Source organism: Sorangium sp. So ce185 (assembly GCF_051526825.1).
GTDB classification, from domain to species: Bacteria; Myxococcota_A; Polyangia; order Polyangiales; family Polyangiaceae; genus Sorangium; species Sorangium cellulosum_D.
Window position 1 is genome coordinate 5070027 of the sequence record NZ_CP150316.1, and the last position, 21872, is coordinate 5091898.

15 protein-coding genes are annotated in these 21872 nt (G+C 72.4%); 9 read left to right on the forward strand and 6 right to left on the reverse strand.

Annotated features, from left to right (window positions below):
* Window positions 1-43: 43 nt before the first annotated feature.
* Window positions 44-925, reverse strand: a complete 882-nt coding sequence (locus WMF26_RS18655) for an SDR family oxidoreductase (RefSeq protein ID WP_438001410.1) — start codon at window positions 923-925, stop codon at window positions 44-46.
* A gap of 102 nt (window positions 926-1027) precedes the next feature.
* Between WMF26_RS18655 and WMF26_RS18660 the strand changes: the two genes are divergently transcribed.
* Window positions 1028-1852, forward strand: coding sequence for a helix-turn-helix transcriptional regulator (locus tag WMF26_RS18660; protein WP_438001411.1), 825 nt, complete (start codon window positions 1028-1030; stop codon window positions 1850-1852).
* Window positions 1853-1915: 63 nt separating this feature from the next.
* On the opposite strand, the gene WMF26_RS18665 is transcribed toward WMF26_RS18660, so the two are convergent.
* Window positions 1916-2788, reverse strand: a complete 873-nt coding sequence (locus WMF26_RS18665) for an AraC family transcriptional regulator (RefSeq protein WP_438001412.1) — start codon at window positions 2786-2788, stop codon at window positions 1916-1918.
* Between the two features lie 164 nt (window positions 2789-2952).
* Here WMF26_RS18665 and WMF26_RS18670 point away from each other — a divergent pair, with 164 nt between their 5' ends.
* Both WMF26_RS18670 and WMF26_RS18675 read left to right on the forward strand, forming a co-directional pair.
* Window positions 2953-3450 carry a hypothetical protein gene (locus WMF26_RS18670; RefSeq protein ID WP_438001413.1) on the forward strand — a complete coding sequence of 166 codons (498 nt, stop codon included), beginning with the start codon at window positions 2953-2955 and terminating at the stop codon, window positions 3448-3450.
* 876 nt (window positions 3451-4326) lie between these two features.
* Window positions 4327-4635, forward strand: coding sequence for a DUF6968 family protein (locus WMF26_RS18675; protein ID WP_438001414.1), 309 nt, complete (start codon window positions 4327-4329; stop codon window positions 4633-4635).
* A gap of 188 nt (window positions 4636-4823) precedes the next feature.
* Here WMF26_RS18675 and WMF26_RS18680 read toward each other — a convergent pair whose 3' ends face one another.
* Window positions 4824-5339 carry a LysR family transcriptional regulator gene (locus WMF26_RS18680; RefSeq protein WP_438001415.1) on the reverse strand — a complete coding sequence of 172 codons (516 nt, stop codon included), beginning with the start codon at window positions 5337-5339 and terminating at the stop codon, window positions 4824-4826.
* Window positions 5340-5799: 460 nt separating this feature from the next.
* On the opposite strand from WMF26_RS18680, the gene WMF26_RS18685 reads away from it, so the two are divergent.
* From WMF26_RS18685 to WMF26_RS18705, 5 genes are all read left to right on the forward strand, one after another.
* Entirely contained in the window at window positions 5800-8025 is a 2226-nt protein-coding gene (locus WMF26_RS18685) for a type VI secretion system Vgr family protein (protein ID WP_438001416.1), read from the forward strand.
* Window positions 8026-8052: 27 nt separating this feature from the next.
* Window positions 8053-10326: a type VI secretion system Vgr family protein gene (locus WMF26_RS18690; protein WP_438001417.1), complete on the forward strand. Its 2274-nt coding sequence runs from the start codon at window positions 8053-8055 to the stop codon at window positions 10324-10326.
* A 16-nt stretch (window positions 10327-10342) separates the two neighbouring features.
* On the forward strand, window positions 10343-13102 hold the full coding sequence (locus tag WMF26_RS18695; protein WP_438001418.1) for a type VI secretion system Vgr family protein: 2760 nt from the start codon (window positions 10343-10345) through the stop codon (window positions 13100-13102).
* Complete coding sequence (locus WMF26_RS18700; protein WP_438001419.1) at window positions 13102-13683, forward strand: hypothetical protein; 582 nt, start codon at window positions 13102-13104, stop codon at window positions 13681-13683. The genes WMF26_RS18695 and WMF26_RS18700 overlap by 1 nt, the downstream gene beginning before the upstream one ends.
* A 444-nt stretch (window positions 13684-14127) precedes the next feature.
* A complete protein-coding gene (locus WMF26_RS18705; protein WP_438001420.1) occupies window positions 14128-15441 on the forward strand; it encodes a neprosin family prolyl endopeptidase in 1314 nt (437 codons plus the stop codon).
* Window positions 15442-16447: 1006 nt separating this feature from the next.
* On the opposite strand, the gene WMF26_RS18710 is transcribed toward WMF26_RS18705, so the two are convergent.
* Both WMF26_RS18710 and WMF26_RS18715 read right to left on the reverse strand, forming a co-directional pair.
* The gene (locus WMF26_RS18710; protein ID WP_438001421.1) at window positions 16448-17902 is read right to left on the reverse strand and encodes a hypothetical protein; all 1455 of its coding nucleotides are present in this window, start codon (window positions 17900-17902) and stop codon (window positions 16448-16450) included.
* 79 nt (window positions 17903-17981) lie between these two features.
* Window positions 17982-18416, reverse strand: coding sequence for a hypothetical protein (locus WMF26_RS18715; protein WP_061621220.1), 435 nt, complete (start codon window positions 18414-18416; stop codon window positions 17982-17984).
* Between the two features lie 64 nt (window positions 18417-18480).
* Between WMF26_RS18715 and WMF26_RS18720 the strand changes: the two genes are divergently transcribed.
* Window positions 18481-20586, forward strand: coding sequence for a hypothetical protein (locus tag WMF26_RS18720; protein ID WP_438001422.1), 2106 nt, complete (start codon window positions 18481-18483; stop codon window positions 20584-20586).
* A gap of 465 nt (window positions 20587-21051) precedes the next feature.
* On the opposite strand, the gene WMF26_RS18725 is transcribed toward WMF26_RS18720, so the two are convergent.
* On the reverse strand, window positions 21052-21627 hold the full coding sequence (locus tag WMF26_RS18725) for a hypothetical protein (RefSeq protein ID WP_438001423.1): 576 nt from the start codon (window positions 21625-21627) through the stop codon (window positions 21052-21054).
* Window positions 21628-21872 lie beyond the last annotated feature (245 nt).

The following is a 21872-nucleotide window of genomic DNA, read 5'->3' on the forward strand; positions in this document are numbered from 1 at the left end:
GGCCGCGGCGCAGCCACCATGAATGCTCCTGTTCGAGCGCGGCTCATCCGGCGAAATAGGCCGGCTGGGCGAGGTCGGCGAGCAGGGTCGGCCCGGTGGGCTCCCAGCCGGTGAGCTCGCGCGTGCGGGCGCTCGACGCGGGCGCGTCGGCCCCGGCGAAATCGGCGAACCAGCCGAAATGCTCGCGCGGGCGCGGCTCGACCGGCAGGTCGAGCGCGCGGCCGATCGCCTCGGCGATCGCGCGGAAGGCGATCCCCTCCTCCGCGCTCGCATGATAAACGCGGGCCGGCGCGCCCGCTTCCAGCGCCAAGCGATAGAGCCGACCCGCGTCCGACACGTGCACCGCGGGCCAGCGGTTGGCGCCGTCGCCGATGTAGGCCGACACGCCCTTCTCGCGCGCGAGCCCCGCCAGGATCGCCATGAAGACGCGGTCGCCGATCCCGTGCACCGTGGGGGCGAGCCGGACGGTGCCGACCCGCACGCCGCGGTCGGCGAGCGCGGCCGCCGCCGCCTCGGTCTTCCTGGGAAAGCTGGGATCGGAGAGCGGCGGCACGTCCGCCTCCGTCGCGACCCGGCCGGGGGCGATCAGCGCCAACCCTGTGGTGACGAGGATTGGCTTGTCCGTCCCGACCAGCGCCTCGCCCATCGCCTCGATCGCGCGCCGGTCCTGCTCGCTGCTCTCGGCGAACCTCGAGAAGTCGTGGTTGAAGGCGAGGTGGATCACCGCGTCGGCGTTGCCCGCCGCTTCGGCGAGCAGGTCGAGGTCGTCGAGGGTGCCGCGCAGCACGTCCGCGCCCTTCGCGGCGAGCCCCGCCGCTCTCTCCTCCGAGCGCGAGAGGCCCAGCACCTGGTGTCCGGCGCCCAGCAGCTCGTCCACCACCACGTTGCCCACCCAGCCGGTGGCGCCCGTTACAAACACGCGCATCGCCATGCCTCCTGAACAGTTCGCCGGCGATTGTTGGGTGCGCGCCTTTGGGGGTAAAGTTGAGAGCTTATCCAGGTATAACCCTCAACAGGCTGGACCCCTATGCCCGGCAACGGCTCGCTCGGCGCCTATCTCCGCGAACTGCGCACCCGGCTCGATCCGGCGGCGCTCGGCTACGCCAGCGGCCGGCGACGCACGCCCGGGCTCCGGCGCGAGGAGGTGGCGCAGCGCGCCCGGATCAGCGCCACGTGGTACAGCTGGCTGGAGCAGGGCCGCGGCGGCGCGCCCTCCGCCCAGGCGCTCGACCGGCTGGCCAAGGCGCTGATGCTGACCGAGGCGGAGCGCGAGCACCTGTTCCTGCTCGGGCTCGGCCGGCCGCCGGAGGTCCGCTACCAGCCGTCGGGAGGGGTGACGCCGCGGCTGCAGCGCGTGCTCGACGCGCTGGACGCCTGCCCCGCCATCGTCCGGACCGCGACCTGGGACGTGGTCGCCTGGAACCGGGCGGCGGCCGCCGTGCTCACCGACTATGGCGCGCTGCCGTCGGAGGAGCGCAACGTGCTCCGCCTGATCTTCCTCGATCCCCGGACGCGCGCGGCCGATTTCGACTGGGAGAGCGCCGCGCGGTTCGTCGTCGGCGTGTTCCGGGGCGACGCTGCCCGCGCCGGGGCGGCCGCGACCGTGCAGCCGCTGGTGGACGAGCTCTGCGCGAAGAGCCCCGACTTCGCCACGATGTGGCGCGACAGCGAGGTCCACAGCGCCTGCGAGGGCGTGAAGCGCCTACGCCACCCTGTTCTCGGGGAGATCGCGCTCGAATTTTCGGCGTTCGCGGTCGATGGCCGGCCGGACCTCGCGATGCTGGTCTACACGCCCCTCTCGGCCGACGACGCGGCCCGGATCAGGGCGCTCGCCGCCGCCCACGCCGACTGAGCGGCGCGCTCGGTCGGCGGAGCCGGGCTCCGCGCTGCTGCACGACGTTTCCTTCCGCCTGGCCTATCGCTCGATGTCCGCGAGCGGCGCGTGGCTGTCGCTCGACCACCGCGAGCGGCGGGCGACGCGGGCGAAGGCGCCGGGCGTGATCCCGAAGGCGCGCCGGAAGTGGCCGTGCAGCTGGCTCTGATCGCAGAAGCCGAGCGCGCTCGCCACCTCGCTCACCGGCCTGCCCGCCGCCAGCCACGCGTACGCGCGCGCGATGCGCATGCGCAGCACGTAGGTGTACGGCGGGATCCCGTGCTCGGCGCGAAACGCACGGCACAGCTGGAAGCGATCGAGGCCGGCCGCCGCCGCCAGATCGTCGAGCGACAGGGCCTCGCCGAGGCGCGCGTGGATGAGCTCGATGGCGCGCCCGAGGCGGCCGCGCGCCACGCTGGCGTGTGGCCGCGCATCGGCGCCGTCGAGCTGGCGCACCAGCGCGTCGAGCGCCTCGGCCACGACGACCTGCCGCGCGAGCGGGTCGGGCCGCCCGCGGTACGCACGGTGGAGGGCGAGCAGCGGCCGGCGATCGGGGTGGCGCCGCTCGAGCAGCGGCACCCGCAGCGAGAGGCTCGGCCGAAGGCCGCGGCGCTCGGCGTGGTCGCGCACCAGCGCCGCGTCGAAATTCACGATCTGGAAGCGCGCCGGCCCGTCGCGCCGCAGATCCCTGTGCACGCTCGCCGGCGCGTCGAAGTGCAGGTCGCCCGGCGCGCTGGCCACGCCGCCGCGGCGCGACCAGAACTCCGCGCGCCCGCGGTGGATCAGCGCCACCGCGTACGTCTCCTTGACCGCGCACCACAGCCGCTCGTCGGCGTCGACGAGCAGCGAGCGCACGCCGGGCACGTCGGCGTAGGCGCGCAGCTCGGTGCGCACGGGCGCAGCGTCTCTCGGCATCCTCCGAGGGTAAACCGGCGCCGGCGGCCGCGCTCGCCGAAGTTTTCGCACGAGCGCTCGAGGATGACGCGCGCGGTCGCGCGCGCCGACGTTGGCGCAAGGAAGCCCAAGACGACGCCGCGGTCGCACCGCATGCTCGCGCTCGACAAGCGAGGAGCCCACGCATGAACGAATCGTCCGCCGCCCCCTGCTCGCCGCGCGTCGCCGCCAGCGCCGCGTTCTTGTGCTTCGCCCCCGTCATCGTCAGCTTCGCCGTCGCCCCCGGCGCGCTGTGGCCCGAGTACCCGGGGCTCGCCTTCCACCTCGCGGTCTTCGCGCTGGTCCCGAGCCTGCGCGCGCCGGAGTGGGCGCGGATGGCCGGCTACGGCTGGCTGTTCCTCGACGTGACCACCGGCGTGCTGGCGCTCAACGACGTGCCCCGCGCCGTCGCCGATCCGGTGCGGCTCGGCGCCCACATCTTCGCCGGCATATGGATCGTGACGGTGTCGCGCGCCGGCTCGCTGCCGGTGAAGCTCGTCGGCGTCCCCGCCGGCGCTTTGCTCTTCGCCTACAGCTTCGTCTCGCCCTTCTTGCCACCGACGGTGCTGGCGCCGGCGTCGATCTTGATGATGGTCTGGTTCGCGCTCATCGCCTGGCAGAACGGCAGCCAGCGGCGCGCGTGACGCAGCCGCGCGTCAGAGGTTGGGGAGATTCGACGCGGCAGTGGTGCCGCGTATGCCAGCGGCCAGCGCGACGAGATCATCGCCGAGACCTCCGAAGAGCAAGCCCACGAAGCCGGGGTCCGGCGCTGCGGTAGCCGTGAGCGTGGAGCGCGACGGCGCGCCGCTCGCGCCCCCTCGGAAGCGAATGCCCCGGCCGCGAAGAGCGGTCCGCGCACCAGCCTCGGCACCGGGGCGTCACGAAGCCAGTCGGCGCGCGCATCGGGGCCGGGCAGGGAGGGGATCCATAGAGGATGGTTCCCGATGCGGACTGTTCCTGCCCTAAAGCCTTTGGTTTCTCGTTCGGAAGAGGGGTGGCGCGGCTCCGGGCAGCACACTTGAGCCCGGCACGCCGGTCGCAACTGGGGTGGCATGCGAACATTCAACACCATCGCCGCCGCTCTCATTTGCTGTTCCATCCCTTCGTGTACGGTTGACCCGACATCTGGATCGGAGGCCGTGTTGGACGAGGAGACCCTGGAGTCTGGCGAGTCGCTCACAGCAATAGAACGATGCAAAGATGCGGTAGACAAGGGGGTCGACATCTGGAGGCTCATGTGCGGATCAGCGCTCGAAGTGTTCTTTACGCGACCGCAAATGGTTCACTGCTTTTCGGAGAGCAACCAAGGGCGAGCCCTGGCCTACAGGAAGTGCCCTTCCAGTTGCCCTACTGCATGCTTCGCGATGTCGACGCGATGGGAGCTTTACTGTGACGAGCGCGCGCCCATGTTCATGAGGAGCATCTGCGAACAGGCGCGCCAAAACGGGCAGAAGAAGTGCCTGCAAGCTTGCTGAGCTAGGTCGCTTGACATCGCCGACGAGCGCGCTAGCTGGTGGGGCATGCCGGACGTGATCGCGGAGCGTACCATCAGTCTGACACTTCCGAGCGGGACCAAAGAAAGCATCCGGGTGCGACTGTGGGCCCCCGAGTACAGGCCGTCCGCTCTGTGCTGGGAAGCTGACGTGGAAGTCGCTGGAGCGGGGGAAGCACATAAGACCCACGGAGTCGGCATCGATGCTTTCCAGGCGCTGTACGGCGCGCTCCATTTGATTCCGGCGATGCTCAGCAGTTATGAGGAAAATGGCCAGCTCTCGTGGTTCGACCAGGCATGGACCGGGTTTCCAGAGATCAACCTGACGAACGCGTGAGCTGGGCTGTTTGCATCGTGATCCCGGTGCCCTGAAGCGCGGATCGCGCGCTCAGCCCCGAGTTCGACGCGGCGCCACCCCAGGCGGGGGCACGGGGGCGCGACGAGCAGCGCTGGCCGCCGCTGTGACCCCCGCCGCCGCCGCTCCCACAGCGCGCCGCGGCGGCCTGCCAGAGTCCGGGGGTGGGCTCAGAGCAAGTCGGAGAGGTCCGGGGCGCGCGCGTTCAGGAACGCGAGCAGCTTCGTCAGCCGGCCGGGGGTCAGGCGCCGCTCGCGGCGGAGCCCGCCCTCGGCGAGGTCGAGCACCCGGTTCGTGACGCGGACGTCGACCCGGATGTCCGGATGCACGCGCGCAAGCTCGCCCACGAGTGGCGCGAGGACGTGCCGGACCATGCCGGCCGCCGCCGTGAGCCGTACGATCCCGCCGTCGCCGCGATCGGACGCGTGCGCGGACGCCTCGGCGAAGGCCTCCGCCTCGCGCGCGGGCTCGAGAAGCGCCTCGCCGGCGTCGGTGAGGGAGATCGCATGCGTCGAGCGATGGAGGAGCCTCACGCCGGCGCCGTCCTCGAGCCGCGTGATCGCCTTCGAGACGCTCGCGGCGGACATCCCGAGCCTGCGCCCGGCCTCGGCGACCGAGCCCGCGTCCACGACCGCGAGGAAGCACCGCAGCTGCGGGACGGACACCTCGACGTCGAGCGCGGCCATGCCGCGCGACGATGCGCGCGTTCGCGGCGCGCCGCAATGGCGGCGCCTCCTCGCCGCGCTCGCGATCGGGACGCCGGCCTCAGCGGCCACGACGACATCGAATACGGCGCGAGCCACCGCAGTGGAGCGTCGTCATGTTCACGGACATCCCGAAGGAAAGGCTGAAATCGCCCGGCTGAAGCGCTCTGCGCCCGGCTTTCGTGCGTCGGACGCGCGCCCGCGGACGTCGACGGACGGCCGCGGAGGAGCGCCTCGTCGACCGGATCGCGAGGTTCAGCTCCTTCATGATCCCCTCGAAGCAGAGGGGTCAGGTGGTGTCCGCGCCGCGCAAAAGTCCGATATGGCTGGTGACGTTGCGATCCGCACGATGCGCCCCCCACGCCCCTCTCCCCGCGTCGGTCCCGTGCCCCGCCCGGCGCCGGGGCTTGGCGCCGCCCGCCGATCGCCTACCATGGCCCCGATGGCCGACACCTTCGCCACCTTCTCCCTCGAGGGCGACAAGCTCCCCGCGGACACCGCCGTGACCCGCTTCGAGGCCGTCGAGGCCATCTCCACCCCCTACACGGTCGAGGTGCGCTTCGCGACGCTGGACGCCGCCTTCCGGGTCGAGGACTGCCTGCGCAGCCGCCTCTGCCTCCGCGTCACCGACACCTCCGGCAAGGAGCGCCTGTTCGACGGCATCGTCGACCGCGCCGGCTTCGCGCGCATCGCCGGCGACTCCCGCCAGTTCGACGTCCGCCTGCGGCCCGCCCTCGCCGCGCTCGCGCACCGCGAGGGGTGCCGCATCTTCCAGGAGAAGACCATCGTCCAGGTGGCGCAGACGATCTTCGAGGAGGCGGGCTTCGGCGACAAGGTCGAGTGGCGGACCGCGAAGGAGTACGAGCCGCGCGAGTTCATCGTCCAGTACCGCGAGTCGCACCTCAACTTCGTCTCACGCCTCCTCGAGGACAACGGCCTCTTCTACTATTTCCGGCACGAGGCCGGCGGGCACACGATGATCATCACCGACGACCCCGCCGCCTTCGCGGTCGAGGAGGGGACGCCGGTGCTCTTCCGCATGGCGCAGGGCGGGCTCCCGGGCAGCCTGCCGCTCAAGAAGCTCACGCGGACGCGCGCGCTGCGCACGAGCAGCGTCCACCTCCGGGACTACGATTTCGAGAAGCCCGACGTGAAGCCCGAGTCCTCGCTGCCCCGCAAGGAGGCCTTCGTCCTGCCCTATTTCGAGTACCCCGCCGGCTTCACCAAGGGGAGCGTGGGCGCCCGCCGCGCCGACGCCCGCATGCGCGAGCTCGCCGCCGACGCCGACGTGTGCGAGGGCGAGAGCCGCGCGGCCGGGCTCAAGGTGGGCGAGCCGTTCCTCGTCGAGGGCGCCGCGGAGCCGTGCCTGAACGGCGAGTTCGTGGTCACCCACCTCGTCTCGCGCGGCAACCAGACGCTCACCGGCGGAGACACCAACGTCGACGTCGAGAACCACTTCCGCGGCATCCCCAAGGGCGCCCCCTTCGCGGCCGAGCGCCGCGCGCGGCGGCCGCGCATCCGCGGCGTCCAGACCGCGGTCGTCACGGGGTCGAGCACCCAGGAGCAGGCGATCCACGTCGACAAATACGGCCGCATCAAGGTCCGCTTCTTCTGGGACCGGCAAGGCCAGCAGGACCACACCTCGAGCTGCTGGCTGCGCGTCTCGCAGATCGCGATGGGCGGCTCGATGATCCTCCCCCGCGTCGGCTGGGAGGTCTCCGTCGCCTTCCTCGACGGCGACCCGGACCGGCCCGTCGCCCTCGGGCGCACCTACAACGCCGAGAAGACGCCGCCGCAGGCGCTCCCCGCCTCGAAGGCGTCCGGCTCGCTGAAGAGCATGTCGTCGCCGGGCGCGGGCGGCCACAACGAGATCGGCATGTCCGACAGCTCCGGCAGCCAGGGCTTCGGCATCCACGCCCAGAAGGACCTCAACGTCACCATCGGCAACGACAAGGTCGAGGAGGTCGCGGTCAACGAGGAGCAGCACATCAGCGTGAACGGCTCCCGGTCGGTCAAGGTCGACGAGTCGATCTCCGTGGCCGGCAATCAATCGCTCGACGTCGGCGCGGTGCTCTCGCACAAGATCTCGGGCAACCAGAGCATCTCGATCGGCGGCAACGACACGACCAACGCGATCAGCAATTACGTCGAGAAGGTCACCGGCAATCGCTCCTACACGGTGAGCGGCAACCAGATCACGATCTCGAACGGCGTCGAGCAGTCGATCACCGGCGACATGAGCCGCAAGGTCGGCGCGCTCCAGCTCTCCGGGAGCCTCGCCTCGATCAACGACAACGTCCTCGGCGGCATGACCGAGACGGTGGGCGCCGTGAAGGCGCAGATCATCAACGGCAGCCACGGAGAGCAGATCACCGCGAACAAGGACCAGACGTCGCTCGCGGCCGAGCTCCACCTCACGAAGGGCTCGCTCTCCCACGTGGCGGCCGGCGTGACCAACCTCGTGGGCGGGCTCCATTACCAGAAGCTGAACGGCGATCTCGTGGTGCAGGCGCCGCTCATCACGCTCCTCGGCGCCGTCGGCGTCTTCAAGGGCGGCGGCAGCGAGCTCAAGCTCGGCGGCGGGCCCATCGTGATCAAGGGGTCCAAGATCGCGGTCAAGGGCGCGCTGGTGGTCAAGATGGGCGCGTCGATGAAGCTCGGATCGTGAGGTCCAAGGGCGCTTGTGAGGTGAAGAGTGGCTGACCATCATGTCCTCGCGATCCCCTCCGTCAGCGTGGAGGGCAAGGTCTACCGGGTGCTGCGCTTCGAGCTCTCCGAGCAGCTCTCGGAGCTCACCCACCTCGAGTGCGAGCTGCTCGACGACGCGGCGGCGCTCCCGAGGCCGAAGGAGGTCCTCGGCAAGCGCGCGGTCTTCACGCTGTCGCGCAGCGACGACACGCAGACCCGCACCTTCGCGGGGACCATCGTGCTCGCGGAGCTCCTGCCCGACCCGGACGACGTGCCGACCTTGCGGATCCAGGTCGCGCCGGCGCTGTGGAACCTGGCGCAGCGCGCCGACTGCCGGATCTTCCAGGACAAGAGCGCGGTCGACATCGTGAAGGAGGTCCTCGAGGGCGCGGGCGTGCCCGCGGGCCAGCAGGACTGGCGCGTGACCGAGCCGCACCCCGCGCGGGTCTACACGGTCCAGTACCGCGAGCGGGACCTCGATTTCGTCCACCGCCTCCTCGCCGAGGAGGGGATCTACTTCGCGATCCACACGAAGGGCGAGCAGGACGTGGCCGTCTTCAGCGACGCAGAGGCCGGCCTCGAGGACATCGAGGGCGCGACCTCGCTCCCGTTCTTCCAGGACTTCGGCGTCGCGGGCTCGGCGGATCGCGTCGCGCGCCTCTCCCGCGAGGTCTCGGTGCGGAGCGACAAGGTGTTCGTCCGCGATTACAACCCGGAGAAGCCCTCGCTCAAGCTGGAGGCGTCGGCCGAGAGCAGCGACCCCGGGGAGCACGCGCTGGAGATCTACGAGTACCCGGCGCGCACCGCCGACGTGAGCGTGGCGGAGCGGCTCGCCAAGGTGCTGCTCGACGCGGTGCAGGCCGAGCGCGACGTCGTGCGCGGCGAGACCGGCTCGCTCGCGCTGCTCCCGGGCCGGCGCTTCTCGGTGGAGGGCCACCCGTACGATCCGCTCAACCAGGAGTACCTCGTGGTCCGCTCGCGCATCGCCGGGAGCCGGCCGCGGAACTTCGAGCTCTCGGGCCGCGACGCCGCCGCGGAGGGCGCGCGCGACGTCCGGATGGCCTGCGAGTTCTGGGGCGTTCCGACCGGGACCACGCGCTACCGGCCCCCGCGCCGCGCCCGCGAGCAGGTCATCCCGGGCGCGCAGACCGCGATCACGACCGGGCCCTCGGGGCAGGAGATCCACACCGACGCGAGCGGGCAGGTGAAGGTGTCGTTCCACTGGGATCGCTCCGGCAAGAAGGACGACACGTCGAGCCGCTGGATCCGCACGAGCCAGGTGCCGACCGGCGGCTCCATGCTGCTGCCGCGCGTCGGCTGGGAGGTCACGGTGCGCCACGTCGAGGGCGACGCGGATCGGCCCTTCGTGATGGGCCGCATGTACAACGCGCTGACGCCGCCGCCCTACGCGCTGCCGAAGGAGGCCGGGAAGAGCTCGCTCCAGACCGCGACGACGCCGGGCGGGGGCAGCAGCAACGAGCTCCGGATGTCGGACACGAAGGGCGGCGAGGAGATGTTCATCAACGCCTCGAAGGACATGTCCACCGAGGTGAAGAACAACGCCACCGAGTCGATCGGCAACAACCACGCGAAGAAGATCGGCGCGGACCAGACGACCAACGTCACGAACAGCATGACGAGCAGCGTCGGGGCCAACCAGAAGATCTCGGTCGCGGGCAACCAGGCGATGAAGGTCGAGACCTTCCACGTGGACGACATCGGCGGCGACCACTCGCTCTCGATCGGCGGCAACCGCGACATGAAGATCGGCGGGGATCACAAGCGCGACGTCGCCGGCGACAGCGCGCTCAACGTCTCGGGCAACCAGATCGATCTCGTGGTCGGGTCGGTCACCGACCAGACCCTGGCCGGCTTCAACCACGAGGTCGGCGCGGCGCTCGTGGAGCTCGCGCTGGGCCACCGCTCCGTGACGGTCCAGGGCGACCGGAGCGAGACGGCGACCGGCGCGAAGGTGATCGCGGTCAAGGCCGGGCGCGGCGTCCAGGTCGGCGGATCGATGAACGTGAAGGTCGGCGGCGCGATCGTCAACGTCGCCAACGGGGATCGCGTGGAGAGCTCGCTCGGCACCTACACCGAGCTCGCGGGCGGCGCGCACCTCGTCAAGGCGAACAACGTCGTCTTCGAGGCGACCGGCGCGCTCACGCTGGTGATGGGCGCGTCGATCGTGTCGCTGACGCCCGCGAGCGTCGCGATCCTCGGCGTGTCCGCGAAGCTCGACGGCGACGTCGCCGACACCGCGGCGCTCGTGATCGACAACTGAGGAGCAGGAGGCGAACGTGGCACGCGAGACCATTGCGCACTTCACGATCGACGAGGTCCCCGCCGCCCGGGTGCTCCGCTTCGAGTCGATCCACGAGGCGGGCAGGCCGCTCGTGGTCGACGTGGAGGTGATCCTCCACGTGTTCCAGGAGCTCGACGCGATGATCGGCAAGCCCGCGGCGCTCTCCTTCGGCGCGCCCGGCGAGGCGCCGCGCGTCCTCGCCGGCACGGTGGAGGCCGCGACGTCGATCGGCACGACCGAGCTCGGCATGGAGGCGGTCGGCGCGCGCTATGTCGTGCGCGTCGTGTCCTCCCTCGCGCTCCTCGCGCGCAGCGTCGACTCCCGCATCTTCCAGGACATGAGCGCCAAGGAGATCGTCGCGCAGGTCCTCGAGGAGCACGGGGTCGCCCGGGTCGAGTGGCGGCTCAGCGGCGACTGTCCGAAGCGCGAGTACTGCGTGCAGTACCAGGAGAGCGCGCTCGCGTTCATCTCGCGGCTCATGGAGCACGAGGGCATCTACAGCTTCGTCGAGGTGGACGCCGACGGGGAGCTGCTCGTCTTCGACGACGACAGCGCCATCGCCGCGCCGATCCCGGGCGACCCCGCGCTGCCGTTCCGGCGGCGCACGGGCCTGAGCGCGGCGGACGAGCGCGACGCGATCTACGCGATCCGCGAGCTCGAGCGGGTGCGCTCCGGCAAGTTCGTCCTCCGCGACTTCGACTTCAAGCGGCCGCAGCTCGACCTCACGGCGAGCGCGGCGTCGAGCGAGCACGCCGAGCTCGAGCGCTACGACTACCCGGGCGGCTATTTCGAGCCGAGCGAGGGGCAGCGGCTCGCGCAGATCCGGCTCGAGGAGGAGCAGGTCGAGCGGCGCACGATCGAGATCGAGGCGGTCTGCCCGCGGCTCGCGGTCGGCCACACGCTCACGATCACGGACGCCGGCGAGCTCGACGGCGAGTACTTCCTCTTCGCGGTGACGCACACCTTCGTCCACGACGACGGCGAGGAGCGCGAGGGCGGCGCGTCGCGCTCGCGGGCGCGGGCGCGGCTCGTGCCGGCCGACGTGAAGTACAGGCCGCGGCGCGTCACCCCGATCCCGGTCATCGAGGGGCCGCAGACCGCGACCGTGGTGGCGCCGGCCGGCGCGCAGCCCGAGGCGATCCACACCGACGAGCACGGCCGCTGCAAGGTGAAGTTCCACTGGGATCGCAGCGACGTCGCCGACGACAAGGCCTCGTGCTGGATGCGGGTCGCGCAGCTCCAGACGTCGGGCTCGATGATGCTCCCGCGCATCGGCTGGGAGATGATCGTCGAGTTCCTCGAGGGGAACCCCGATCGTCCGATCGTCACCGGCCGCCTCTACAACGGCGTGTACATGCCGCCGTACGCGCTGCCGGAGGGCAAGACCCGCACGGCGATCCGGACCGCGAGCACGCCGGGCGGCGGCGGCGCCAACGAGGTGCGCTTCGAGGACAAGGCGGGCGCCGAGGAGATCATGGTGCACGCCCAGCACGACATGAAGACGGCCGCCGCGAACAACGCCAAGAAGAACATCGGCAACAACGAGACCACGGTGGTCGGGAACAACGCGTCCCTCGAGGTCGGCGGCAACCAGACGACGAAGATCACGAAGGGCTCGTCGAACACGGTGGGCGCGGATCAGACGATCAGCGTGGGCGGTAACCGCACCCTCGAGGTGAACGCGGTGTCGGCCGTGACGGCGAAGGGCAACGCGACGACCACGGTGGGCGGCAACCAGTTCGAGATGGACGGCAACCCGCTCGAGGCGATGCTGGCGCTCGCGGCGCAGGCGGCGGTGCAGTTCGCGAGCGTGATGGCCAACAACGCGATCTCGGCGATCCAGGGGCAGGTCGACGGCGCGATCAACCAGGTGATGGGGCCGATCAACGCGCTGACGCAGCAGGCGCAGGGGGTCGCGGGCGCGATGCGGGCCGTCGCCGGCGGGGACATGGGCCGCATGCCGGCGATGATCGCGGGCGCGTCGGGCATCCCCGGCGCGAGCCAGCTCGCGGCCTCGATGGGCGGAGGCGGCGGCGGGGGCGGCGGGGGCGGCGGCGCGCCGGGCGGCTCCGGTCCTCCGAACATGCTCGCGTCGATCGCCTCGAACGCGGTGCACAGCAGCCTGGCCGGGCGGGTCTTCGTCCAGCCGGAGGCGCTCGCCTCGGCGCTCGGCATGGACGCGGCCGGCGGCGGCGGCGAGTCGATGGCGAACGCGGCCGGGCCGGAGGGCAACGTCGACGGCGTCGACGCGACCGATCGCGAGAAGGGGCCCGGGCACTCGACCGCGAAGGTGGCGGGCACCCACAAGGAGGACGTGGGCTCGATGAAGATCCTCGGCGCGATCCGGGACATCGACAACAACGTGACCGGCAAGAAGACGATCGACGTCGGCGCCGCGACGGTGCAGGTCGCGTTCGGCAGCTATGCGGAGAGCGTCACCGGCTCGAAGAGCGAGAAGGCGACGGGGCTCGTGGTCCTCAGCAACGCGGGCGAGAGCGAGACGATCACCGGCTCGCGCACGGCGATGGTGGGCGGCGCGGTCGTCGACAAGCTGAAGGGCTCGCACGTGGTGCAGGCGGTGGGGCCCGCGACGTTCATCGGGGCGTTCCACAAGGTGGAGGCGAAGGGCGCCATCGTGTTCAAGTGCGGCGCCAGCGAGGTGGTGATCAATGGCGGCGGCGTCACCATCAGCTCTCCGCTCGTGGCGCTCCTGGCGCCGAAGATCCAGCTGCCGAAGAAGGTCTCGGAGGTGTGATGGCGGCCTCGTTTGACGGGGATCCCGGGCGGTCCGGCGCGCCGACCGCGGTGGAGGAGCTGGAGCCCGAGGGCGAGCCCGGGGGGGCGTCGGGGGCGCCGCGCGTGACCCTGGACGACGTGCTCGCCGGGCCGGCCGCGGAGGCCGCGGCGCCGCTCCCGGCGCGGGGCGCGCAGCCGCTCGGCGTCGCGATGCGGACCGCGCGCGTGGCCGCTGTCGCCGGGCGGCAGGCGCGGATCGTCGTGCGGGGCGCGGCGGGGCAGGTCGAGGCGCTGGTCGCGCCCGAGGTCGATCCCGACGTGATCGCCGACGCGCACGCCCGCGGCGACGCGGTGCTCGTCGAGCTCTGCGAGGGCGAGCCGCCGCTGATCGTCGGCGCGCTGACGACGCAGCGGCCGAAGGCGCTCCACCTCAAGGCGGGGACCATCACCCTCGAAGGCGAGCAGGAGCTGCTCCTCCGCTCCGGCCGGGGCGCGGTTCGCATCCGCGAGGACGGCGACATCGAGGTGGTGGGCAGCCGGATCAGCGCCGCGTCGCGGGGGCTGTTCCGGATCGTGGGGAGGCTGCTCCGGTTGAACTGACGGGATTCGCCGGGGAGAGCTCGCGGCGGAGGGGGCGCCGTCGAGCGCGCGAGGGATTCCTACACACTTTGCCGGCGAGCTCCCCAGGCCCGGCGCGGCGGGCCAGCGGCCGCTCTGGGGCGCCGCCGCGATCTACCGTGACATATCACGAATGTTCCGTGACATGTCACGAGCCGAGCGGGCGCTCGACCGAGGGACTGGCGCACTGCGCGCGGTGAAAGCGCTCGATTCCGCTCCGTTTTGTCTCCTGATGGTGAACTGATCCGGTTTCATTGCTTCTGCGCAGCGAGGGACCAACGCGTCCCGATATGGCACGCGCGCTGCACCTTCATCGGGCTGGCAGCCAGCATGGCTTGCTCGATCGTGTCGGGGCTTGGAGGACGCGCGCTGGCCCCTGGACCTGCCGCCCCGGCGGCGACGCGCCCACGATGCAGAGGAGCGATCATGAGAGCCGACTCACGCGTATACCTGCCATTGTTGATTGCATCTCTTCTGTCCGGATGCGCAGGGACTGATGATGACGGCTCCGCGCCGCCCGAAGGTATCGGCGTCGCGGATCTCGAGGCATCGAGTCGTTTGCCGGAGCCTGCCGTGCGGCGGGTCGATCCGCCTCAGCTCACGCCGGAGCAGCAACGGCGGCAAGCAGAGGTGGATCAGCTCCTGGCCGATCGATACCGCGGCTATCGGATCGTCGAGACGACCCAGGCCTACTCGGGCGACATCATCGACTGGGTGGATTCGGACACGATCCCCGGCGCGCGCCTCGCGCCGCCGCCGCCGCCCTGGTCGGAGAAAGACCTCCGCCCTGCGTCCGGCGCCCAGCTCGCGCGCACCGAGCTCGAAGCTTATCCAGAGCTACGCGGACCGAAGGGGACGACGCCGATCCACAGGCCCGATTTCTCGGTGTACGTGATGGGTGAGACCGACGCCCAGTCACTTCAAGACTACATCGAAAATTATCAGGTGAGCGGGCAGCCGGCAGGTCAGAATCGGCTTTACGCCGGGCTCAGCACGACCGCTGCAAACAAGGCGATCGCCGGCGTGATCAACCAGTTCCAGGGCGACGTAGAGACGGGAACTTTGACCCTGATTGAAGCGGCGACCCTATGCCGCGGGTGGAACGAGCCTACCACGCTGGAGATGGTCGGCGCGGTGGTGTCTCGCGACAGGGCCAACTTTGGCAACTCGCAGACGCGCATTCAGGTCGAGTTCTTCACGCATGGCCCCACGACAATCGGCAATAACGTGGGTGGATGGGACACCTTCGTCACCGGCTTGGTGCCCGCGGCGGGCCGCCCGTACGGCCCCAACTCCGTGGTGCTCGCGTCGACGCCGGGGCTGGCAACACAGCAGGAGAGTCGTTTCGATATCTCTCAAGACTCAAGCAGCAACTGGTGGGTCGCGCACAACGGGAACTGGCTCGGATACTATCCAGCCAGCCTGTTCAACCTGCTGAGTATCAGCGCCTGTGAAGCGGCTTGGTACGGTGAAGTCTATGATCCAACGCCTACCGATTGGACGTGGACCGACATGGGGAGCGGACAATTCGATACCGCTGGATACGCGTTTGCCTCCTATGTGAGAAATCCCACGTACCTAGACTTGCTTGGAGTCGGCTGGTATCCGGGCGTGCACTTTGCCATGGGACCCGTCGACACTGCATGTTACACCCGCAGTGCATTGACGACGGGCGCTACCCCGTGGGATCGCTTCTTCTATCTTGGAGGTCCTGGTGGTAATGCTGTGGGGTGCAACTAGCTGCGATGGATAAGGCTCCGCGCGCCCGACACCGACGCCCGTTGTTCTGGCATGCTTCCTGCTTGGTCTTCGCGGGCTTGACCGCGTGTGCGGCGGCGCAAGAGAAGCCTGAGCGCCCCGCCGGGCATCCGGTGGGGCGCGCAGACCCGCCCCTGGCGGCCTCCGCGGGGGCCGCGTCGCCCGGCCCTCCGCCGCCCGGGGCTCCGCCCGCCGCGCCCGCGGCGGCGGTCGTCGAAGAGGAGCCCCGGCGGCCGCCTCAGGACGTGCCGGAGCGAGCTTGTACGAAGGACGGCGAGTGCGGTGACGGTTTCTGCGATCGGGGTCGCTGCGCCGCGACGTCGGCGTCGAGGCCGGTGTACGGGCGGACGTGCGAGCCGCTCCCCACGCTCAACCCGTGCGGGGCATATCTCTGCTTGGAGGGCCGTTGCAGGTCGTGCGCATCTGACGCCGAGTGCACGAAGGCGATGGGCGCTCCCACGTGCGACCGCTTCGGAGCCTCGGAAGGGTTCCCGGGCCGCAGCTGCGGCCGGCATGTCCAGGGTCCACCTCCCGACCCGAACCGCAAGCCGCCCGAGCTCGTTCCGGCGCCCTCGACGCCGTGAGCCGCCTTGTCGAACGGGGGACTACGGTCTCCCGTCTCGTTGGCGTTCATGCTCTCCCGCACCTTATGGCCCGTCTTCACCGTGCTCGCGCTGATCTCGACGGCTTGCGCCACCTCCAGGCCGGCGGAACGCACGATCTCGCGATAACGATCGAGGGGGACGAGCGAGATCGTCTGCAGCTCAGCGACGAGGAACGCCCATTTCTCGTCGCGCACTGGAGCGAGCGCGATCTGCCTCGCGAGCGAAGAGAAACTTGAACGCAAAGATGCCGAGCGAACACGCAAAATGCATAACACTTGTTCTTCTTGCGCCTTTGCGCCTTTGCGCCTTTGCGCCTTTGCGCCTTTGAGCCTTTGCGTTGAGCTCTCTCTCGGGATCCCTGGTCGTACTCCTGATGGGTGGAACTAGCGCTGCGCGCTCTGCTCGATGAGCGCCTGCCACCGCGCCTTGAGCGCCGGATCGGCCTGGAAGCGCTCGTGCCACATCGCGTGGAGCGCGGCCCAGCCCTGCGGGCTGAGCCCAACACGGCTCTGGATCTGCTGCTCGTGTCCCGGGCGCTCTCGCAGGTCGGCGCAGATGTGCGCGTACTCTCCGAGGGTGATCCGCTCCACGCGCCGCATCTCTTGCTCGTCGACCTCGGCCTGCGCCCGCGCGGCGGGCGGGGAGGTCGACGCGCTCGCGGGCGTTCCGGAGGCGGAGCTCGGCTGCTGGAAGGGCAGGGCCCAGCTCCCCGACGAACGCTGAGGTGGCAGCGGCGCGGTCTCGTCTCGGACGGGCTGCGCAGGGGCGGAGCGCGCGAAGGGAAGCGCGCTGTCGGCCGGGGGCGGAGGGGCAGGGCGAGAGAAGGGCAGGGCCTTGTCGGCCGGGGGCGGAGGGGCAGGGCGAGAGAAGGGCAGGGCCTTGTCGGCCGGAGGCGGAGGGGTGGACTGCGAGAAGGGCAGGGCGTTGTCGGTCGGGGGTGAAGGCGCGGATCGCGAGAAGGGCAGAGGGGCCTTGTCGGTCGGAGCGATAGGGCCCGTCCGCGCGAAGGGCAGGGCCTTGTCGGCTGGAGGCGGAGGGCTGGGGCGCGAGAAGGGCAGGGCCTTGTCGGTCGGAGCGACAGGGGCCGAGCGAGCGAAGGGCAAGGCCTTGTCGGCCGACAGCGGGCTGACCGCCCCGATGCGCGTGGCATTCAGGCTCGCCGCGGCCGGGGTCGCGGCGCTCTCGGCCGGAGGTGCGCTCGAAGCGTCCCGACGGAAGGGCAGCGCCTCGCGCGGCGCGACCGCCTGCATGCCGAAGAGCGTCACGCCGCCCCTCGGTGCCGTCGGCGGCGGCTCCGAGCTCGCCGCGGGGGTGACCGCAGGCACGGGCGGCGGCATGGCCGGCGGGGGCGGCGACGGCACGGCCGACGCCAGCGCCGGCACCTCCACGCGGCCAGGCACCGGCGGCGCGCCGGCGCCCATCCTGGCCCACGGCGAGCGCGCAGCCGCATCGCCGCCTGCGCCCGCGCCCGCGGCGGACGTCGGCGCCGCCCCGTCCCGGGGCGCGCTCCGCAGCGGGGAGAGGTGCGCCGCAGGCGCCACCGGAACCGGCCCCTCCAGCTTCCGGCGCGCGTCCCGCGCCTTCGCCTCGGCGCGGCCCCTCTGCTCCGCGACGAGCTCCAGGTACCGCTGGCTCGATCGCAGCTGCCCCCGGGCGGCCTGCGCGGCGAGCCTCGACATCCAGCGCTCCCGCGCCGCCTCCCACGCCTCGACCGAGAGCCCCGCCCCGACGAGCACCTCGTCCCGCGGCAAGCCCGCCTCGAGGGCCCCGGCGATGGCGGCGAGCTCCTCGAGCGTGATCGATCGGACCGTCCCCTCGCGCCCCTCGCTCTCCACCATGCCTCCCCGAGCCTACGCCCCTCCGCCGCTCAGCGATGCGCCGGCCGCCCCGGCCGATCTCGCCCCGCGGCCATCCCCGCTACCTCATCGCCCGCTGAAACTGCGCCATGAGCTCGTCGTCCTCCAGCATCGCCGCGGTCCATCGCTGCTGCGCGCTCAGGTAGTCCTCCAGCGTCAGGTCCAGCCGGCTCAGCACCGTCGCCATGTCGGTGCCCCGCTTCATCGCGCGCGCCGCCTCGAGGAACCGCTCGAACGACAGCTCGCCCTTCGCGCGGCCGCGCTGGACCCGGGCGAACGTCTCGGCGAAGGCGGCGACGAGCGGCGGCACGCCCACCTCATCGCCGTCGTCCTCGTCCGCCTCGGAGAGCCGCGCCTGCCACGCGTCGTCGAGCGCCTCCCACCCCGCCTCGTCGAGCCCGTGCTCCGCGAGGAGCGCCGCGCGGTCTTCGCCCGGGTCCGCGAGCCGGGCGGCCAGCGTCGCGTAGACCTCGACGTCCTGCGCAGGATCCTTCATCGCGCGGCCAGGCTACCTCAGCGCGCGGCTTGGGGCCTCCTCCGCGTGGGTGTATCCATGGCGGGTGTCCTTCTCGTACCTGCCCTTCGTCGCGCCCGGCGGTCAGGAGGGGCAGCCCTCCGCTCCCGGCAGCCTCGACCTGCTCGCCCACGACGCGCTCGAGAGCGCGCACGCCGCGCTCCGCCGCGCGGCGCTGTCGCTCGAGCACGACGTCGAGCCGGTCACCGACCTGACCGGGCCCGCGCGCGCCCTGGAACGCGCCCTCGGCGCGATCTACGACGCCTTCGACGGCCGCGCCGATCGCGTCGCGGCCGTGCGCGCCGCCGCGGCGGCGGTCGACGGCGCTGCTGCGGCCGTCGGCGAGGCGGCGGGGCTCGAGGCGGGCCTCGCGGCGGTGGGCGAGCTGCTGCGGAGCGCGCGCGGCTGGCTCGAGCGCGCCGAGGCGCGGCTCGCCGCCGTGCCGCCGGCGCCGCCGCTCGACCCGCCGCCGATCCGGGCGAGCCGCGATCGGCCGCGGCTGCACGCGGTCCCGCGCGCGTCGCTCGCGCCGAGGATCAAGGTCCCGGAGCCGCCCCCGGCCGAGCTCGTCGCCAAGCCGCCGCCGCCGATCGCGCGGCCGAAGACGTTCGAGGAGCTCAAGGCGGCCGTCGAGGCGTTGAAGCAGCGGGCGCCCGCGCCCGGCGCGCTCCCCGCCGCGGCGGAGGCGCGGCCGCTCGCGGCGCGGCGCGACGACGATCCGCCCGCGCGCCCGCCGCCGCCGGGCTTCGCGCGCGACATCGGCGCCGCGATCGACGATCTCGCCTTCCTCCGCGCCCGCACCCGCGAGTGCTTCGAGGAGGTCGCGATGGTCGGCATGCAGCGGGCGCCGCTGCTCGGCGACCCGTTCCGCGGGGCGCTGGTCCTCGAGCGGCGCATGCTGGCGGCCATCGACGTGATCGCGGCGATCGGGGCGCCGGCGCTCGAGCACGTGCCGCGGCTCGTGGCCGAGGCCCCGGTGAAGGACCCGAGCCTGGCCTTCGCGAGCGCGATGGTGCTCGGCTGCTTCGCGGGCCGCGACGCGCTCGCCGCGGCCGAGCTCGCGCTGCTCCGGAGCGACCGGGACAAGGCGTTCATCGAGGGGCTCGGCGCCGCCCTGAAGCTCGCACCGCACGAGCTCCTGCCGCTCGCGCTCCGCGGTCTGCTCCGCGAGCCCGAGCCGCTGGTCCGCGCGATGGCGATCGACGTCCTCGCGTACCGCGGCCTCGCGACCGAGGACGAGCTCGTCGCCGCGGCCTCGGACGACGCGGCCCCGGTCGCCGCGCGGGCGCTCTACCACCTCGGCTGCGGGGCGAGCCAGCGCTTGCCCGAGCTGATCCAGCGGGCCCTCGCGGCCGAGGACCCGGCGCTCCGCGAGGCCGCCTGGACGGCCATGGCGCTCTCGGACCACCCGCACGCATCGATCGCGCTGCGCGGCGCGATTGATGCGCCGGAGGGCGGCGACGCGGCGGCGCTCCTGCTCGCGATCGCGGGCGACGAGGCGGACGCGCGGCACCTCGTCGCGCGCGCCTTCGAGGCGCCGCGCGAGGGCCTGCTCGCGGCCGTGGGCTGGACGGGCGCGGCCTCGGCGGTGCCGCCGCTCATCGATCTGCTCGAGCGCGACGGCGACAAGGCGGTGAAGCTCGCCGCGGCCTTCGCGCTGGAGCGCATCACCGGCGCCGGGATGTGGGAAGAGGTCGCGGTGGAGGACGAGGAGATCGTGGTCGCCGATCCGCCCGACCCCGACGTGGGCGAGCCCCGCGAGCTCAAGCTCGCGCAGCTGGTGAGCGACCCCCGCGATCTGCCGCCGGCGCCGGCGCCCGAGCTGGTGGAGCTGCCCACGGTGGACGCCGCGCGCTGGCGTGCGTTCTGGATGGAGCGCTGCCAGGGCTGGGATCTCGGCGCGCGGTACCGGCGCGGGCGACCGTACTCGCCGGAGGTCGTGCTCGACGAGCTCGACGCGGGCCGGGTGACCCCGGCGGAGCGGCGGCACCTCCAGCGCGAGCTCATCGTCCGCACCGGGGCCTTCGTGCGCTTCGATCCGCACGATTTCGTGGTGGCGCAGGAGGAGGCCATCGCCGCGTGGCGGCCGATCGCCGCGCGCGCCTCGGGCGCCCCGGGGCGCTGGACGCGGCCGCGCCGGCGCGCGGGGTGAGCGAGGCGAGGGGGCGGGCGGCGTCGCGGAGCGCCTCGTTCGTCGCGCGGGCCACGGCAGCAGGAGGAACTCCAGCGCCGAGCCGTCGCGCCGCGCAGGCGGCGCGGTCTGCCGGCCTTGCCGCGCCGCGCGCCATGGAGGGACCATGGCCCGAGCGGGGCCCTGCGCCCGCGAGGGGATCATGGACCAGGGCGGACTTCGCAAGACCGGCAGGCGGATCCTCGCGGCCGCGGCGCTCGGCGCCGCGCTGGTCGCGGCGCCTCCGGCGAGGGCCCAGACGAAGGAGGAGCTCGCGGCGGCGCGGGTGCTCTTCCAGGAGGGCGTCGCGCTCAGCGCGGCGAACAACTGCGCCGCGGCGCTCGCGAGGTTCCAGGCGGTCGCGAGCGTGCGGCGCACGCCGCAGGTGCTGTTCAACATCGCCGAGTGCGAGGCGCGGCTCGGCAAGCTCGTCTCGGCGCTCGGCAACTACCGCATGGCCGCGGCCGCGGCCGCGGGCGACCCGAGGGCGAACGACGTCACCGCGAACGTCGGCGCGCGGATCGAGGATCTCGAGGCGCGCGTCCCGAGGCTCGCGATCCGCCGCGGCGCCGGGGCGCTCACCGCGACGATCCTGCTCGATGGCACCGCGCTCGGCGCCGCGGAGATGAGCGGCGACATCCCCGTCGACCCCGGGCCGCACGTGGTCGCCGCCCGGATCGGCGGCCGCGAGGCCGTGCGAGAGACGGTCACGCTCGAGGAGGGGCACGCGAAGACCGTGGAGATCACGATCGCCGAGCCGCCGGCGGCCGCCGCGCCCACCGCGGGCGCGCCGCCGCCGGGAGCGCCGGCGGCGACGGCGGCGACGGCGGCGACGGCGGCGACGGCGAACGGAGCGCCGGCGGCGGGGCAGCCGTCGAAGGTGCCGGGCCTCGTGGCGCTCGGCGCCGGGATCGCGCTCGGCGCCGCGGGCGGCGTCTTCCTCGGCCTCCGCGCCGGCACGCTGAGCGATCTCGACGCGCTGTGCGGCGGCGACAGGAGCTGCCCTCCCTCGGCCAGGCCCACCGCCGACCGAGGCCGGCTCTACACGGGCGTCGCCGAGGCGGCGATCGGGCTCGGCGTCGCCTCCGTCGCCGCGGGCATCGTCCTGCTCGCGACGAGCAGCGGCGGCGCCGCCGAGCCGGCCGCGGGCGCCGCCGCTGCCCGGTCCGCGGCGCGGCGGAGCGCCGGCGGGCGCCTGCGCCGCGCGGAGGTCCTGCCGCGGGCGCCGGCGCCGACCTCGCGGGCCTCAGCGTCGCCGGCAGGTTCTG

Excerpts from the sequence above, each read along its gene's own strand:
- WMF26_RS18655 (WP_438001410.1), bottom strand. The coding sequence starts at position 925 with ATGCGCGTGTTTGTAACGGGCGCCACCGGCTGGGTGGGCAACGTGGTG.
- WMF26_RS18660 (WP_438001411.1), top strand. The coding sequence starts at position 1,028 with ATGCCCGGCAACGGCTCGCTCGGCGCCTATCTCCGCGAACTGCGCACC.
- WMF26_RS18665 (WP_438001412.1), bottom strand. The coding sequence starts at position 2,788 with ATGCCGAGAGACGCTGCGCCCGTGCGCACCGAGCTGCGCGCCTACGCC.
- WMF26_RS18670 (WP_438001413.1), top strand. The coding sequence starts at position 2,953 with ATGAACGAATCGTCCGCCGCCCCCTGCTCGCCGCGCGTCGCCGCCAGC.
- WMF26_RS18675 (WP_438001414.1), top strand. The coding sequence starts at position 4,327 with ATGCCGGACGTGATCGCGGAGCGTACCATCAGTCTGACACTTCCGAGC.
- WMF26_RS18680 (WP_438001415.1), bottom strand. The coding sequence starts at position 5,339 with ATGGCCGCGCTCGACGTCGAGGTGTCCGTCCCGCAGCTGCGGTGCTTC.
- WMF26_RS18685 (WP_438001416.1), top strand. The coding sequence starts at position 5,800 with ATGGCCGACACCTTCGCCACCTTCTCCCTCGAGGGCGACAAGCTCCCC.
- WMF26_RS18700 (WP_438001419.1), top strand. The coding sequence starts at position 13,102 with ATGGCGGCCTCGTTTGACGGGGATCCCGGGCGGTCCGGCGCGCCGACC.
- WMF26_RS18705 (WP_438001420.1), top strand. The coding sequence starts at position 14,128 with ATGAGAGCCGACTCACGCGTATACCTGCCATTGTTGATTGCATCTCTT.
- WMF26_RS18710 (WP_438001421.1), bottom strand. The coding sequence starts at position 17,902 with ATGGTGGAGAGCGAGGGGCGCGAGGGGACGGTCCGATCGATCACGCTC.
- WMF26_RS18715 (WP_061621220.1), bottom strand. The coding sequence starts at position 18,416 with ATGAAGGATCCTGCGCAGGACGTCGAGGTCTACGCGACGCTGGCCGCC.